General features: G+C 71.6%; 14 protein-coding genes and 1 other RNA gene. 4 read left to right on the top strand and 11 right to left on the bottom strand.

What is annotated here, in order from left to right; all coding sequences use genetic code 11:
- Positions 1-3 precede the first annotated feature (3 nt).
- From K8612_RS01750 to K8612_RS01730, 5 genes are all read right to left on the bottom strand, one after another.
- Positions 4-1767, bottom strand: a complete 1764-nt coding sequence (locus K8612_RS01750; RefSeq protein ID WP_223761043.1) for an Hsp70 family protein — start codon at positions 1765-1767, stop codon at positions 4-6.
- Positions 1768-1813: 46 nt separating this feature from the next.
- Entirely contained in the window at positions 1814-2311 is a 498-nt protein-coding gene (locus K8612_RS01745; RefSeq protein WP_223739953.1) for a hypothetical protein, read from the bottom strand.
- Between the two features lie 217 nt (positions 2312-2528).
- A complete protein-coding gene (locus tag K8612_RS01740) occupies positions 2529-3365 on the bottom strand; it encodes a formylglycine-generating enzyme family protein (protein ID WP_223761042.1) in 837 nt (278 codons plus the stop codon).
- 8 nt (positions 3366-3373) lie between these two features.
- The gene (locus K8612_RS01735; protein WP_223761041.1) at positions 3374-4141 is read right to left on the bottom strand and encodes a tRNA(His) guanylyltransferase Thg1 family protein; all 768 of its coding nucleotides are present in this window, start codon (positions 4139-4141) and stop codon (positions 3374-3376) included.
- Positions 4128-4577, bottom strand: coding sequence for an AAA family ATPase (locus tag K8612_RS01730; RefSeq protein ID WP_223761040.1), 450 nt, complete (start codon positions 4575-4577; stop codon positions 4128-4130). The genes K8612_RS01735 and K8612_RS01730 overlap by 14 nt, the downstream gene beginning before the upstream one ends.
- A gap of 92 nt (positions 4578-4669) precedes the next feature.
- Here K8612_RS01730 and rnpB point away from each other — a divergent pair.
- Positions 4670-5063: RNase P RNA component class A (gene rnpB / locus K8612_RS01725), an RNA gene on the top strand.
- A gap of 10 nt (positions 5064-5073) precedes the next feature.
- Here the strand turns inward: rnpB and K8612_RS01720 are convergent.
- Positions 5074-5637: a hypothetical protein gene (locus K8612_RS01720; RefSeq protein WP_223739957.1), complete on the bottom strand. Its 564-nt coding sequence runs from the start codon at positions 5635-5637 to the stop codon at positions 5074-5076.
- Between the two features lie 68 nt (positions 5638-5705).
- On the opposite strand from K8612_RS01720, the gene ftsY reads away from it, so the two are divergent.
- A complete protein-coding gene (gene ftsY, locus K8612_RS01715) occupies positions 5706-7262 on the top strand; it encodes a signal recognition particle-docking protein FtsY (RefSeq protein ID WP_223761039.1) in 1557 nt (518 codons plus the stop codon).
- 6 nt (positions 7263-7268) lie between these two features.
- On the opposite strand, the gene K8612_RS01710 is transcribed toward ftsY, so the two are convergent.
- Positions 7269-9107, bottom strand: a complete 1839-nt coding sequence (locus K8612_RS01710; RefSeq protein ID WP_223761038.1) for a M1 family aminopeptidase — start codon at positions 9105-9107, stop codon at positions 7269-7271.
- A 50-nt stretch (positions 9108-9157) separates the two neighbouring features.
- On the opposite strand from K8612_RS01710, the gene K8612_RS01705 reads away from it, so the two are divergent.
- On the top strand, positions 9158-9754 hold the full coding sequence (locus tag K8612_RS01705) for a hypothetical protein (protein WP_223739960.1): 597 nt from the start codon (positions 9158-9160) through the stop codon (positions 9752-9754).
- A 56-nt stretch (positions 9755-9810) separates the two neighbouring features.
- On the opposite strand, the gene K8612_RS01700 is transcribed toward K8612_RS01705, so the two are convergent.
- Positions 9811-10833 carry a PEGA domain-containing protein gene (locus K8612_RS01700; protein ID WP_223761037.1) on the bottom strand — a complete coding sequence of 341 codons (1023 nt, stop codon included), beginning with the start codon at positions 10831-10833 and terminating at the stop codon, positions 9811-9813.
- A gap of 82 nt (positions 10834-10915) precedes the next feature.
- On the opposite strand from K8612_RS01700, the gene K8612_RS01695 reads away from it, so the two are divergent.
- The gene (locus K8612_RS01695; RefSeq protein ID WP_223761036.1) at positions 10916-11443 is read left to right on the top strand and encodes a hypothetical protein; all 528 of its coding nucleotides are present in this window, start codon (positions 10916-10918) and stop codon (positions 11441-11443) included.
- A gap of 93 nt (positions 11444-11536) precedes the next feature.
- Here K8612_RS01695 and K8612_RS01690 read toward each other — a convergent pair whose 3' ends face one another.
- The 3 genes from K8612_RS01690 to K8612_RS01680 form a co-directional block, all read right to left on the bottom strand.
- On the bottom strand, positions 11537-13060 hold the full coding sequence (locus tag K8612_RS01690) for a cellulose synthase family protein (protein ID WP_223739963.1): 1524 nt from the start codon (positions 13058-13060) through the stop codon (positions 11537-11539).
- Positions 13061-13377: 317 nt separating this feature from the next.
- A complete protein-coding gene (locus K8612_RS01685) occupies positions 13378-14355 on the bottom strand; it encodes a D-alanine--D-alanine ligase (RefSeq protein WP_223761035.1) in 978 nt (325 codons plus the stop codon).
- A 247-nt stretch (positions 14356-14602) separates the two neighbouring features.
- Complete coding sequence (locus K8612_RS01680) at positions 14603-14881, bottom strand: hypothetical protein (RefSeq protein WP_223761034.1); 279 nt, start codon at positions 14879-14881, stop codon at positions 14603-14605.
- Position 14882 lies beyond the last annotated feature (1 nt).

Raw genomic sequence — 14882 nt, 5'->3', positions numbered from 1 at the left:
CGCTCAACCCAGGTCGAACAGCAGGTCCGTGAGCTCGGCATCCAGACGGGCCGCGGCACCCCGGTCGCCCTTCGCGCGGGCCTCGCGCAAGGCGTTGCACAGCGACTCCAGCCGGGGACGGACATGCTCCGGCGCGGTCGCGGTCCGTTCGGTCGCCGCGTTCAACAAGGCATCCGCGTCCGCCTCCGGCGACACAGGCGCGGTCACGGGTGCGGACACCGGCGCCGCCGGGGCCGCGCCCCATTCACGCGCCAGCCGCTCCTTGGCCTCCAGCCGCTGCTCCGGTCCCAGGCGCTGCGAGCGCTTGTCCACCACCAGCGTGGCCTCCTTGCCCGTGGAGACCACCCGCGTCGTCACGTCCAGGATGCCGTTGATGTCGTACGTGAACGTGACCGCGACCTTCTCCGTCCCCGCGCGACCGGGCGGTACGCCCTCCACCGTGTACGCGTCCAGCAGCAGGTTGTCCTTCACCAGCCGCGCCTCGCCCTGGAACACGCGGATCTCCACCGCGCGCTGCCCGTCCGCCGTCGTGGCGAAGGTCTCCGTGCGCGACACCGGCACCGTCGTGTTGCGCGGGATGAGCGGCGAGAACACTCCGCCCACCCGCTCGCGCCCCACCGTCGCCTGCACCTCCACGCCCAACGTGAAGGGACACACGTCGGTGATCATGATGCCGTGCGCGGCGCTCACCGCGCCCGTCTTCAGCCCCGCCTGCAGCGCGGCGCCCAGCGCCACCGCCTCGTCGGGGTGCACGCCGTCGCGGGGCTCGCGTCCGAAGTATTCGGCGACCAGCCGGCGCACCAGCGGCACGCGCGAGCTGCCGCCCACCAGCACCACCTCCGCGATGGACTTCTTCGCCAGCTTCGCGTCCTTCAGCGCGCTCTCCATCGGATCGAGCGTGGAGCGCACCAGGCCGGTGATCAGCGCCTCGAACCTCGCGCGCGTCACCTCCACCTCCAGCGACGCGGGCGTGCCTCCCCGGCCCGGCGCGAGGAACGGCACGATGACCGGCGTGGCCTCCACGGATGTGAGCGCGATCTTCGCGGCCTCCGCCGCGGCCTTGAGCCGCACCTGCGCCGCCAGGTTCCCGGCCAGCGACACGCCGTGGGCGCGCTCGAACTCCGCGCCCAGCCACGCGGCCAGCGCCTGGTCGAAGTCACTGCCTCCCAGTTGGTTGTTGCCCGCGGAGGCCTTCACGTCCAGCACGCCCTGGAACATCTCCAGCACCGACACGTCGAACGTGCCGCCGCCCAGGTCGTACACCAGCACGTACTGCTCGGCGTCCAGGTGGTTCACGCCGTACGCGAGCGCCGCGGCGGTGGGCTCGTTGAGCAGCCGCTCTACCTTGAGCCCCGCCAGCTCCCCCGCGTCCTTGGTCGCCTGTCGCTGCGCATCGCTGAAGTAGGCGGGCACCGTGACCACGGCCTCCGTCACCGCGCCGCCCAGCGCCCGCTCGGCGTCCTCGCGCAGCGCTCGCAGGATGAGCGCGGAGATCTCCGTGGGGCTGTAGCGCCGGTCCCCGAGCGTCACCGGCAGGTCGCGGCCCATGCGCCGCTTCACCTCCGCGATGGTGCGCTCCGGATGCACGAGCAACTGCGCTCGCGCGGACTCGCCCACGTGGAGCCGGCCCTCCGCGTCCAGCCCCACCACCGACGGCGTGAGGCGCTGCCCCAACCGGTTGGTCAGGAGGTTGGGACGGCCCGCGCTGTCGAGCGCGGCCACCAGGGAGTGCGTGGTGCCCAGATCGATGCCAACGACATGACTCATGCGAGGAGAACCCAAGGCCTTTCGGCGAAGGACCGCGAGCGGCGGACTAGGACTCCGGCGGCGTCCACGGCTGCGCGGGCGCGGCGACGGTGGAGGCCTGCGGAGCGGCGTACAGGTTGCGAAGCTGCCTCAATCCCTCCTCGCTGATCCCCGCCTCCCGGGCGACCTCCATCGCGCGCTCCGGCGACGCGTGGGTCACCCACCTCCACCTGTACGAAGCGATGAGGCCGCCGATGCAGGCCAGGCCGAGCAGACCGCTGAAGACAGAATCCGCCGAATGACTCCCGGCGAAGGTGAAGATGCCGGTGAGCAGCGAGATGATCCCCACGACCAGGAACAGCAGGCGCGCCCACGCCGTGAGCACGGACTTGCCGCTCATGGAGATGGCCGTTCCCCGCCAGCCATTGCCCTCCTCGGCGACGACGAGCCATCCCTCCAGCGGGATGAGCGGCACGAAGTTGATGTGACCGAACTTCGTCGCCACGTAGCCGACGCCCGGAATCTCATCGACCTTGCCGTAGAGCCTCGAACCGAAAATGACCATGTGCGTCCCCCTCGAAACCGCCGCGCCGTGCCGCGAAGGCACCCGGGCGCGTGGGCGCGAATCCTGCGGCACCCGGGCGAACGCGCGCAATCCCCCGCCCCGGGTAGGACAGCGCCTCACGACCCCGGGGGCCACTGCCATCCAGGACATACGGCCCCAACGGCAATGATTGGCTCCGCGACACCCCGAGTGTCCCCGCACACCGACGCCAAGTCGCTCAGGGCCGGTGCACGCAGCGGAACCCCACTCCCGTCAATCCATTCTTTGGATAGGCGAGGCCCCGGTGGGCGGACCGGAACAGGGATGGGATGTGATTGAGCCAGGCGCCTCCCCGGTGGACAGGCTTCTCCGGCATGCCAGAGGCATCCGGAGGCGCGTCCTCGCCCAGCCGCTCCTGGTAGCCGGTGGAGGTCCATTGCCACACGTTCCCGGCCATGTCGCAGAGCCCCCAGCCATTGCATCGCGGCCCGGACTGGACCACCGGGGCCGTGCCGCCGAGGCAACCCCGCGCCCCGCACGACACCGAGCCGACCACGTGCTGCGCGTCGAACGACGCTCCCCACCAGAAGGTGGAGGTCGTCGAGGCACGCACGGCGTATTCCCACTCCGCCTCCGTGGGCAGCGCTCCCCCCACGAGCTCGCAGTAGGCCCGCGCGGCGCGCCAGTCCACGCAGTTCACGGGATGCTCCGTGCGCGCGGAGTCCAGGTTGCAGCGGCCAAGCCACCCGTTCGGCGTCTCCGCGTCGGTCCACCAACGCGCTTGCGGATCCTTCGCGCGCACCTGCTCACGTCGCGCCGCGAAGGCCCGCGCCGTCACGGGCGTCACGTCCATCCGGAAGCGCTCGAACGCGATCTCCGTCCGGGGCCCTTCGTCCACATCGCGGTCCGGCTCGCCCGCCGGTGAGCCCATCTCGAAGCGCCCGGCCGGCAGCCACACCGACTCAGGCGGGGGCACGGGCTCCACACGGATGCCGCCCTCTTTCGCGCTCCGACAGCCCACCATGAGCACGAAGAGGACGACACCCGAACAGACCCGGAAGGAGATCGAAGTCATCCGGAGGATTATCGCCCCGCGCCCTCCAGCAGGGACAGGATGAAGGCGTCGTACGCATCCTTCATCGGCAGCTCGTAGTCCACCTTGAGGCGGCGGCGCTCCGCGAGGACCGTCTCGCCCGTCCTCGGGTCGCGGGCCTCCTTCGTGTACGTCTCCCGGTAGAGCCCCGTCCCGCGCTTCTGCCAGCTCGGCACGTCGTTGAAGTTCACGCCCCGCTGGAAGAGCAGCTCGTTCTTCTCCGCCACCGACAGGCGCTTGAGCATGCCCGTGGCCTCCGCCACGTTCTTCCCTTCGCGGCGCAGGCTCCAGTAGCAGTGCGCGTTCAGCGCGTTCCTCACCGCGTCCTCGCTGCGCCAGCGGAAGTAGTCGCGCACGAGCGCCGCGTTCGGCAGCTCGCAGATGCGGCAGTCGAACACGCCCAGGTCCCCCAGGAGCAGCGAGAACTTCGCGCTCGCCTCGCCCGCGAGCAGGGAGTTGAGCTTGCGCGTCTTGCGCCCGAAGGTGTCCTCGTCCGGGTGGAAGAGCAGCGAGATCTCGTCGCTCTGCGTGTAGCCGTAGACGACCCGGAAGCCGCAGTCCATCAGGTGCCCGGTCGTCGCGACCATCAGGTCCCGGAAGCGCACGTCGAAGGGGCTCTCGAAGGCGTGCACCTCCTTCGTCAGCCGCGTGAAGCCGCGTCCATCGATGCGCGCCACCATGAACACGCCGGGCAGCACGCACAGGTCGTGCGCGGTCTCGAACACGCGCATCTTCGCGTCCAGTTCATCGAACTTCACGTTGCCACTCCTCCACGGTGAAACCGTCCGGCCCCAGCCGGACGAAGAACAGCGCGTCGAAGCCCTCCTCGGGATTGGGGACCTGCAATCGCTTGTACGTCCCGAGCACGCCCACCAGCGGCACGCGCTGCGCCTCCGGGCGCTGATCATTCCGCAGGAGCGCGTCCGCGACCTTCGACTGGAAGTAGAGCCCCACCACGCGGAAGCCGAACTGCTTCGCGGCGGCGATGTAGCGGGAGCGCTCCGCCACCGTGGGGTTGGTGTTGTCCACCACGAAGGGCTGCTTCGCCTCCAGGCACGCGCGCAGCAGCACCTTCTCCCGGTGCCGCGTCTTGAGCATGTCCAGGCTCAGGCGGACGTGCGTGGCGAAGAAGCGCTCCCGGTAGAAGCTGCTCTTCCCCGCCCCCTGGATGCCCGTGAAGATGACCGCTTCCATGCCGCCCCCCCTCTCGCGAAGGCGGACGCACGACACCGCCTCATCCTGAAGGTGGACCCGCCCGGGCTGGCTGTTGTATCCCCCGGAGTGCCGGAGCGGTCCGGGTGAACGCCGGCCATCGCAGGCATGGATGGCGGGAGGAAAGTCCGGGCTCCAGAGGGCAGGGTGCTGGCTAACGGCCAGTCGAGGCGACTCGCAGGAAAGTGCCACAGAAAACAGACCGCCCGTTCCCGCGAGGGGGCGGGTAAGGGTGAAACGGTGCGGTAAGAGCGCACCGCGTCCGGGGTGACTCGGACGGCACGGTAAACCCCACCTGGAGCAAGAGCCAATAGGAGCGCGTCCCCGAAAGGGGACAGGGATGGCCCGTCCCATGCGTTCGGGTTGCTCGCTGATGAGGTCCCTGGGCAACCAGGGCCCTAGATGAATGTTCGCCGCCCATCCCGAAAGGGGTGGGGACAGAACCCGGCTTACAGGGCCGCTCCGGTTTTTTTCCCTGTCACCCGCCCACGGGGACCTGCGCCAGCAGCAGGCGCCCCTTGCCGTCGTTGCGCACCGCCTGCGGGTTGGTGATGGGCAGCCGGCTGTCGTTGCGCGGCTCCCAGAACCCCATCCACACGTTCAGCGCGCGCGGCGTCGCCCCTTGCGGCAGCGCGATGACGAACTCGTCCTTCACCGTCTCCCCCACCTTCCACTGCGTGGTGGGGTACAGGCCGCCCGCGGGCTTGTGGTCCACGTTGAGGCGCTCCATGCGCCCGTCCGCGTCCTCCACGTGCACGAAGACGAGGTAGTCCTCCTCCAGCGGCTGAAGCACCTTGAAGAAGACGGTGACGCGGGCCTGGTCCCCCGCGGGGATGCGGCCCGGCTGCACGGACGCGCCCACCACCTCCACCTTGCCGCCCAGGTTGGCGCCGCTGCGGATGGACAGCGGGGGCACCTGGGCGACGGTGGCCGCGCGGCGCTCCTGGTCGCTGGCCCCGCCAGGGGCCTCCACGATGCAGGCGCTGGAAGTCCCCAGGAGGACGGAGGCGGTCAACAGGACGTTCAGGGGCGGAAGGCGCATGACGGAGGGCCGTTCTACCCGGCCACGGGCGCTGCATCCAACTGCGTGTTGGTGTATGCGGAGCGGCGATGAAGACCCTTAGCCCCCTCGACGCACTCCTGGCGCAGGTGCCCCCCGCCCCCTCCCCCGCCCCCACTCCCGGCGGCGGGACGACGCAGCCGGGCACGGGCACCCCGCCGGACACCGGGCTCACCGGCGGGGAGATTGTCGGCATTGGCGGCGCGGCCGTCTTCGTCGTCCTGGCGCTCGTCGCGGCGCGCAAGCTCTTCGGCCGGAAGCGCGTGCCGGAGGCCCCCAGGAAGCCCGAGGCGGAGGCGCCCCAGCTTCCCGCGGAGCGCCCCGAGCTGCGCGTGGAGCTGCCGCCCAACGAGGCGGAGCTCGCCCGGCGCCGCGACCTGGATGACGCCCACGCGCGCATGGACGAGCTGCGCCGGGAGCGCGAGACGGCCTCGTTCGCCGCCCACGCCGCGAAGGACCCGGCGGAGAAGGCCCGGCTGGAGGCGCAGGTCCGCGCCCTCAAGGAGCGCGAGGAGGAGGCCAAGCGCGTCGAGTACCGCGCCAAGAAGGCGCTCGACGACGAGACGCGCGAGCGCCGCAAGCGGGAGCAGGTCGAAGCGGTGCGCCTGCGCGACGAGGCCATCGCCCAGGAGGCCGCCCGGGCGGAGGCCGCCCGTCAGGCCGAAGAGGCCGCCGCGCGCGCGAAGGTGGAGGCCGAGGGCGGCCGCACGCTGGCGCAGGGGCTGGACCGCACGAAGAACCAGGGCTTCATGGCGCGCCTCAACGGCCTGTTCGGCGGCCAGCGCGCCATGGACGAGTCCGTCCTGTCGGAGCTGGAGGAGATTCTGTTCACCGCCGACATCGGCGTGCGCACCGCGGACCACCTGGTGGAGGTGGCGCGCGACAAGCTCAAGCGCGCGGAGCTGAAGGACCCGGAGCGCATCAAGGGCGCCATCCGCGACGAGGTGGCACGCATGGTGGACCTGCCCGTGCCGCGCTCGCTGGAGGGCGGTGGCCCGCCGCACGTGGTGATGGTGGTGGGCGTGAATGGCGCCGGGAAGACGACGACCATCGGCAAGCTGGCCGCGCAGCTCACCGGCCAGGGCAAGAAGGTGGTGCTCGCCGCGGGTGACACCTTCCGCGCCGCCGCCACGGAGCAACTGGACGTGTGGGCCGAGCGCGCGGGCGCCCAACTGGTGAAGGGCCCGGAGAACGGCGACCCGAGCGCCGTCATCTTCGAGGCGGTGAAGAAGGCCCAGGCGGAGGGCGCGGACGTCATCATCGCGGACACCGCGGGCCGGCTGCACACCAAGGCCCCGCTCATGGAGGAGCTCAAGAAGGTCAAGCGCGTGATGGACAAGGCGCTGCCCGGCGCGCCCCATGAGGTGCTGCTCGTGCTGGACTCCACCAACGGGCAGAACGCCATCCAGCAGGCCAAGCAGTTCCACGAGGCCGTGGGCGTCAGCGCCATCGCGCTCACCAAGCTGGACGGCACCGCCAAGGGCGGCGTCATCATCGGCATCTGCGACGAATTGAAGCTGCCCGTGGTCTGGGTGGGCGTGGGCGAGAAGATCGCCGACCTGCGCCGCTTCGAGCCGCGCGAGTTCGTGCAGGCGCTGTTCGACTGAAGCGTCCTACTGCCCCATCAACTGGGGCAGGAGCTGTTCCAGCAGCTCCTGTGTCTGGGCGTCCAGCTTCACGCCGCCCATGCCGCCGCCCATGGCCTCCATCAGCCCCTGGAGGTCCGCCGCCCCCAGGTCCTCGTCGCCGTGGGCCTCCTCCCACCAGCGGGTGCGCAGCCGCGTCAGCGCCTTCGCGTTCGCGGGGCTCGCCTTCGCCAGCTCCTGCGTGAAGCACGCCTTGCACGCCCACTTGAAGCGGTACGTGTCCACGTACGCGCGCAGGGCCTTGAAGAAGGCGCTGTCCCCCACCAGCTTGCGCGACGCGTGGTGCAGCAGCGGCGCCTTGCCGTACACGAGCGCGCCGTACTCCAGCTCGCCGCCGTCGAAGTCGCCCGTGGGCCGGTCCGCGCGGCCGTCGCGGCCTCCCGTCATGCGGAAGAACTGGTAGGGCATCACCAGGGCCTCGTTGCGCAGGGACTCGGCGGCCTCCGGGCCGTGGGCCCACTCCATGTAGAGGAGCGCCGCGTACTGCGCCAGGGACTCGTCCACCACCGGGTCGTGGATGGGGTCCGAGCCCACGAGCCCCGCGAAGTACTGGTGCGCCACCTCGTGCGCCACGGTGAACTCCAGCGTGCGCTCCAGGGACGCGCCCACCTGCGAGCCCACCTGCGCCAGCATCCCCGCGCCGCCCTGCGCGTCCAGCAGCTCCTGGAAGGCCTCCATGCCGGGCATGCCCACCAGCAGGGACAGCGGGTCCTGCTTCGCGCGGTAGAGGGACGTGCCCACCGTCACCAGCCCCGGGAACTCCATGCCGCCCGCGCCGCCGCTCAGGGGCGCCTGCACCACGCGGAAGTGGGTGTAGGGCAGCGGGCCCAGCCGCTTCTCGAACTCCGTCAGGGCCTGCGACGCGTACTTGAGCACGCGCTTGCCCACCGCCTCGTCCCGCGCCGCGAAGTGGCTCTCCACCGTGACGCCGTTCACCGTGGCGGTGGCGGACTGGTAGCCGCGCGTCACCAGCACCGGGAAGTCGCGCACCGCCGCCGCCGCGAAGCTGTAGCGCACCCGGCCGTCGCGCTCGGGCACCGCGCCCATGGGGGTCCCGGTGGCGTGCGCCGCCCAGCCCGACGGCACCGTGAGCGTGGCCAGCACGTGCGCGGGCTCGTACAGCGCCAGGTCCCCCGTGCCCTGCGGGCCGGCCCACGGCTGCCCCTGCTCATCCACCGGCGGCACCTGCGGCACCACGCCCACCAGGCTCACCACGTCCGCCGTGGCGGAGAAGGCCCCGTGGTCATCCGGTCCCCCCTTCGCGCCGCCGCCCAGGAGCCCGCCCGCGCCCATCAGCGACTCCGCGCCCGGCGCCGCCCGGGGCACCGTGCCCTTCAACGACACCTCCAGCGACACCGTGCCGCCCGGGGGCACCGGCGGCTCGACCGGGACGCGCTGCAGCGTGGGCTCCGGCCCCAGCTCCAGCGCCACGGCCTTGCCGTTGAGCTTCGCGCCGGAGAGCGTCACCTGGCGGGAGCGGGTGTTGGGCGTCAGCCGCAGGTACAGCTCCGTCACCGGCCTGGGGCCCCTGGCCACCAGCTCCACCTGCACCTTGCCCCAGACGCGCCGCTCCTTCGGCTCCACCTCCAGTTGCACGCGGTAGAGCGGCACGGACTCCAGCGGCCCCAGCGCCCGCGCGGCCCGGTCCCGCTCCTCCGGCTTCAGGTGCTGGAGGCACAACTGCACCTCCGGCGCCACGCTGCCCACCCCCGGAACGGCGGGGGCGGCGGGGGCGGGAGGTGCCGCCACGGCCACGGGGCCCGCGGCCAACGCGCACAGCAGCCACCATCCGGGGAAGGTCCGCATGGGGGCATGCTAATTGACCCCGTCCAGGGCCGCTCGCTACAAGCCTCCGGGTGCGCCACTCGCGAACGTTGACCCTCTCCGCCGCCGCGCTGAGCCTCCTGGCCTGCGCGAAGCAGGTCCCCTCGTCCACCGCCGCCGCGCCGCCCGCACCGCGCTCGGTCCAGTTGCTGAGCGCCACGCCGGAGCGTGAGACGGCCCGCCTGGAGCAGCGGCGCGAGGACGTGGAGGTGGACACCCGCGAGGGCGAGCGCACGCCGCGCGTCGTCGCCACCGGCGAGTCGCCTCAACTGCTGCTGGACGGCGCCAAGGCGAGCCTCTGCGGGGACGCGGCCTGCACGCAGGGCTTCGCCGTGGACAACTTCCTGCTGCTGGAGGTGCTGGACACGAAGGGGAAGGTGTCGCGCCGCGCCGCCGTGGGCTTCGCGGACAGCGTCTTCATTGGCAACGAGCAGGTGGACAACGTGGGCCGGCGAGCCTTCAGCTTCGAGCCCAACGAGGTGGACCTGTCCGCCCTGCTGCCGGAGTCCGAGCCCTTCCGCCTCCGCGCCACCGCGCTGGACTACTGGGGCGTGGGCCGAGTGACGAACGTCTTCCTGCGGCTGGAGCCCGGCGCCGGCCGCGCCGAGGACGACCTGCGGGGCCACTGAAGCGGCCCCGGGACTTCCAGAGCCGGGGCGGACGAGCACGTCCGCCCCGCCCGTCGTCAGAAGCGCACGCCGTTCGCGGGCATCGCCGGGCGCAGGCCGGAGAACCCGATGTCGCCGTCACACGTCCCGCCGCACACCTCGTTCGGGGTGAGCGCCGCGGGGCCCCGGGTCGCCGCGTAGGCGCCAGCGCCCGCGGCGGCGGCCACCACGCCCACGCCCACCCAGACGTACCACTTCTGGTACCAGGCCTTGCTGGTGCTCTCCTTCACCTCCGGCGGCTGCTCGGTGCCCAGCGCCAGGCCCGGCTGCTCCACCGGCGACGCGGGCTTCGAGGGCTCCAGCACCGTCGAGCGCGGCACGTCCTCCGCCTGCGCCACCGCCGCCGCCGGGGTGTCCGAGGACGGACGCAGCCGCCCCTCCACGACGTAGAGCTGGCCGGCGCGCACGCTGATGTTCTTCACGTCCTTGAGCCCCGGCCCGCGGAACTCGATCTCGTGCGGCCCCTGCGCCAGGGGGTGGTTCTCGATGGGGGTGGTGCCCACGCGCGTCCCGTCCACGAACACCACCACGCGGGGCACGTCCGCGCGCAGGGTGGCGAAGCCCGTGGCCGCGTCCAGAGAGATGACCAGCTCCGTCGTCAGGCCCGGCGACAGCGTCACCTGCTGGTTGAACTCCGAGTAGTTCTGACGGCGGGCGATGACGGTGTGCTCCCCCGGCGTCAGCTCCAGCGGCGTCTGCGGGTTCACCTCCTGGCCGTCCACCGTCACCTTCGCGCCGCGCGCGTTGCTGCCCAGCTTGAGCGCGAGCGTGGCCTTCGCGGGGGCCGCGTCCTCGACGGTGGCCGTGGCGGCGTTCTTGCCCGTCTTGCCCTTGCGCGTGCCCAGCTTCTCCTTCTTGGGCGGCGTCTTGCGCTTGGCCGTCGGCTTCGGCGGCTTCGCGGTCTTGGGCCTGGTGCCCTTGGGCGTCGTGGGCTTCGTCTCCGAGGGGCCCAGGAGGTCATCAATGTCCTGGGCGAACGCCGCGGACGGCAGCGCCAGGGTGGCGACGAGCGACAGGATGGCGAAGCGGCGAAGACTCATGTCGGCCGAAGGTTAGAGAGTCATCCCAGGGGAAGCAAACACCGTCCCACCGGGCCGTGCGTTGGGAGAATATCCGACCCCCATGCACCGCGCCCTCGTCACCCTCCCCCTTGGCCTCTGTGTCCTCTCGCTCGCGGCCTGTCCGGGCAAGGCCCCACCCCGGGTGGAGACCTCCACGGCCTCCGTGCCGCCGCCCATCCACGTGCCGCCCGGCTGTGAGAAGGACCTGTCCGGGGACTACCACCACGCGCAGAACCCGGCCTTCCGCTACCTGGGCCAGGACGACGGCCGCACCCTGTCCCTCGCGGTGGTGCGCGCGTGGGCGGACGGCGGGATGGAGTCCCCGGACGCGGGCTCGGTGGGCATCGTCCTCACACGCACGCCGGAGGGCTTCGTGGGCGAGACGCGCGCCACCGGCTTCAGCGTCTCCGGGACGCCCTGCCCCGTCGCCTTCCCCACGGAGGCGGTGGCCTGCACGGACGCCGGCCTCACGCTGAGGGCCGCCTCCAGCACCGCCATCGACGAGGGCTGCCGCCCCGCGACCTCCGGCCCCGCGCCGGTGCGCCAGGAGCAGGTGCTGCTGCGCGGCGCGCCCGACGCGGGCCTGTAGCGGGAAAAAGCACCGCGCCGCCCTCCCCGCCCTGGAGTTCCAGGAGGGAAGCGGCGGCGCGAGGGGGACGGCGGGAAGCGAGGCGCGGACGGCTCAGGCAGCCTGGCGCGGCTGCTCCTCCGAGGACGCCACGGCGGGGGCGGCGTCCGGCGCCTTCGCCCGGCCCGCCAGGCCCTGCAGCAGGCTGGACACGCCCACGTAGAGGAAGCCCGCCAGGAACAGGATGATGAAGGGCACCGACGTGTAGATGCGCGAGTCGATGGCGAACCACAGCGCCCCGGTGAAGTAGGCGGCGAAGAGCAGCTCCACCACCGGCATCAGCGTCTTGCTGCCCCGGTAGCTCTTCTTCACGGCCTTGACGCTCTTGCCCTCGGCGCCCGTCTTCGGCGTGCGCGCGAAGCCCGACTGCTGGTTGAGCAGCGCCTCGCCCACGGCCTTCGCGTTGTTGATGGCCAGGCCGATGCCCAGGCTCATCAGGAAGGGCAGGTACTTGAAGCGCTCCCAGCCCTTCACGCCGCGCTCGCGCTGGGCGGCCACGTAGAAGACGCAGACGCTGGCCGTCGCGGTGATGAAGAACGGCAGGTCCAGGAACAGCGTGCCGTACAGGCCGTGCTGGAAGCGCACCACCATGCTGATGGGCATCAGCACGGACAGGAGCACCATCAACAGGTAGGCCATGTTGTTGGTGAGGTGGAAGAAGGCCTCGCGCTTCACCAGCAGCGGCAGGTCGCTCTTGAGGATGGTGGGGAGCAGCTTCTTCGCCGTCTGGATGGAGCCCTTGGCCCAGCGGTGCTGCTGGCTCTTGAAGGCGTTCATGTCCACCGGCACCTCCGCGGGGGAGATGACCTCCGGCAGGAAGATGAACTGCCAGCCCTTGAGCTGGGCGCGGTAGGACAGGTCCAGGTCCTCCGTGAGCGTGTCGTGCTGCCAGCCGCCCGCGTCGGAGATGGTGCTGCGGCGCCAGATGCCCGCGGTGCCGTTGAAGTTGAAGAAGCAGCCGGCGCGGTTGCGCGCGGTGTGCTCGATGATGAAGTGCCCGTCCAGGAAGATGCTCTGCGCCTGCGTGAGGATGGAGAACTCACGGTTCAGGTGGCCCCAGCGCACCTGCACCATGCCCACCTTCGCGTCCGCGAAGAAGGGCACCGTGCGCATCAGGAAGTCCGGGCTGGGGACGAAGTCCGCGTCGAACACCGCCACGTACTCGCCCGTGGCCAGCTTGAGGCCGTTCTCCAGCGCGCCCGCCTTGAAGCCCTGGCGGTTGACGCGGTGGATGTAGACGATGTCGTGGCCCTTCTGCCGGTGGCGCTCCACGCAGGCGCGCGCGATGGCGCACGTCTCATCCGTGGAGTCGTCCAGCACCTGGATCTCCAGCAGCTCGCGCGGGTAGTCGATGCGGCACACCGACTCCACCAGGCGCTCCACCACGTACATCTCATTGAAGATGGGCAACTGGATGGTGACGCGTGGCAGCGCCTTCAGCGTGCCGTTGGGCGTCGGCAGCTTGAACTTGTGGCGGTAGTACAAAAACGCCATGCGGTAGCGGTGGGAGCCGTAGACTCCCAGCACGCTCAGCAAGCTGAAGTAGACTGCCAGGAAGATGATCTCGACGGTGGTCATCGGTGACGCTCAGCCCCTCCCGCTGGCACTGGCGCCAGCGGTCCTACCAGACGTGGCGGCATGCCGACCGACCGCTCACGCTGACCGCCGCCTGTGGGTCTGCTGAGCCCCGCCCCGTATGTGCCCGAAAAGACAGGGCTTTGACCTTCCGGCTACTGATCGCCGGCGGACAATAGGGAGCCACCCGGGTCGTGTCAAACTATTCCCCGGATTCGAGAGGCCTTCAGCGGCGGTTTTGACGCAGGTTGTCACCCCCTTCTTCCCTGCGTCGGGGCGATGCCGGGACGACGTCCCAGGTGCTCCGAGCGCCAGAGGACCTAGCGCGCGGCGCGCAGGGGCACGGGAGCGGCGGGCGCGACAGCGAAGCCTTCCGCGACGTGGGACTCGTCGCGGGTGGCGCGGTCCAGCACGCCCTGCACCAGCGCGGGGAAGTCCAGGCCCGCGCGGGCGGCGATCTTCGGCAGGAGGCTGGTGGGGGTGAAGCCCGGCAGGGTGTTCACCTCCAGCACCACGTCGTTCTCCGTGTCGGAGCACATCAGGTCCACGCGGCCGTAGCCCCGGCAGCCCAGGGCGCGGTACGCGGCGAGGGCCAGGGTCTCCACGTTGACGCGGCGGGTGTCGGACAGGCGGGGCGGCAGGAAGTACTGGGCGCCGCCGCCCTTGTACTTGGCCTCGTAGTCGAAGCCCTCGCGCGGGTAGGACACCTCGCAGCTCCCCAGCACGCTGTCGCCGAGGATGCCCACCGTCACCTCCTGCCCCTGGACGAAGCGCTCCACCAGGGCCTCGCCGCCGAAGCGGCACGCCTGGACCACCGCGGGCACCAGCGCCCCGGCGTCATGCACCACGGACAGGCCCACGGACGAGCCGCCCTTCGCGGGCTTCACCACGCAGGGGAAGCCGCTGTCGCCGTGCAGCGCCAGCGCGCGCTCCGCGTCCTCGCGGGCCACCCGGTAGCCCCGCGGCGAGGCCAGGTTGTGCAGTTGGAAGAGCTTCTTCGCCATGGGCTTGTCCATGGCCAGCGCGGAGGCCAGCACGCCGGAGCCGGTGTACGGAATCTCCAGCAGCTCCAGGAGGCCCTGCACGCGGCCGTCCTCGCCCATGCGGCCGTGCAGCGCGAGGAAGGCCACGTCGATGTCCGCCGCGCGCAGCGCCCGGTCCAGGCCCGGGCCCGCGAAGACGCGGGTGACGGTGTGCCCCAGGGTCTCCAGGGCCGCCACCACGGCCTCCCCCGTCTTGAGCGAAATCTCCCGCTCCTCGCCCCACCCGCCCATCAGCACTCCCACGCGCTTGCCCATGTCGATGATGCCTCCTTGGGCCCGCGTCAGAGCACGGATGATGCCACGCACCGGAAGTGCTCCCCGGCGCGGACGTCGCGTTCAAGTGACTGGAATGACGGGGGTTTCCCGGGGCCCGGGGCGGCAGGCGGCCGTGTCCGGGGGGACACGGCGCGGCCCCCGGGCCACGTGCGGGAGTGCTGACAGGGCGCCGCGCCCCGCGCCCCTGGAGGCAGGGGACGCGAGGCCGGGTCCGGCAAGAGGGACTTCAGCCCCCGTCGCCGGCGCCGCCGTCGGACAGCAGCCCGCCATCCTCGAGGCCGGCGTCCGGGTCACCACCGGCGTCGGTGGTGCCGGCGTCGGACGTGCCAGCGTCGGAGGGGGTGGCGTCCTCGGCGGTGCAGACCTGGTCGCGGCAGACGTAGCCCTCCAGGCACTGGCCGCGGTCGCAGGGCTGCCCTTCGGGGTCGAAGCTGACGAGCAGGCTGCAGGCGGACAGGCCCAGGACGAGGGCCGAGGGAACGATGAGCGATGAAAGGCGGCGCATG

It is taken from the genome of Corallococcus sp. AS-1-6 (assembly GCF_020037015.1).
GTDB lineage: Bacteria > Myxococcota > Myxococcia > Myxococcales > Myxococcaceae > Corallococcus.
This window is presented reverse-complemented; position numbering and strand designations above follow the sequence as displayed.

Excerpts from the sequence above, each read along its gene's own strand:
- K8612_RS01750 (WP_223761043.1), bottom strand. The coding sequence starts at position 1,767 with ATGAGTCATGTCGTTGGCATCGATCTGGGCACCACGCACTCCCTGGTG.
- K8612_RS01745 (WP_223739953.1), bottom strand. The coding sequence starts at position 2,311 with ATGGTCATTTTCGGTTCGAGGCTCTACGGCAAGGTCGATGAGATTCCG.
- K8612_RS01740 (WP_223761042.1), bottom strand. The coding sequence starts at position 3,365 with ATGACTTCGATCTCCTTCCGGGTCTGTTCGGGTGTCGTCCTCTTCGTG.
- K8612_RS01730 (WP_223761040.1), bottom strand. The coding sequence starts at position 4,577 with ATGGAAGCGGTCATCTTCACGGGCATCCAGGGGGCGGGGAAGAGCAGC.
- K8612_RS01720 (WP_223739957.1), bottom strand. The coding sequence starts at position 5,637 with ATGCGCCTTCCGCCCCTGAACGTCCTGTTGACCGCCTCCGTCCTCCTG.
- ftsY (WP_223761039.1), top strand. The coding sequence starts at position 5,706 with ATGAAGACCCTTAGCCCCCTCGACGCACTCCTGGCGCAGGTGCCCCCC.
- K8612_RS01710 (WP_223761038.1), bottom strand. The coding sequence starts at position 9,107 with ATGCGGACCTTCCCCGGATGGTGGCTGCTGTGCGCGTTGGCCGCGGGC.
- K8612_RS01700 (WP_223761037.1), bottom strand. The coding sequence starts at position 10,833 with ATGAGTCTTCGCCGCTTCGCCATCCTGTCGCTCGTCGCCACCCTGGCG.
- K8612_RS01695 (WP_223761036.1), top strand. The coding sequence starts at position 10,916 with ATGCACCGCGCCCTCGTCACCCTCCCCCTTGGCCTCTGTGTCCTCTCG.
- K8612_RS01690 (WP_223739963.1), bottom strand. The coding sequence starts at position 13,060 with ATGACCACCGTCGAGATCATCTTCCTGGCAGTCTACTTCAGCTTGCTG.
- K8612_RS01685 (WP_223761035.1), bottom strand. The coding sequence starts at position 14,355 with ATGGGCAAGCGCGTGGGAGTGCTGATGGGCGGGTGGGGCGAGGAGCGG.
- K8612_RS01680 (WP_223761034.1), bottom strand. The coding sequence starts at position 14,881 with ATGCGCCGCCTTTCATCGCTCATCGTTCCCTCGGCCCTCGTCCTGGGC.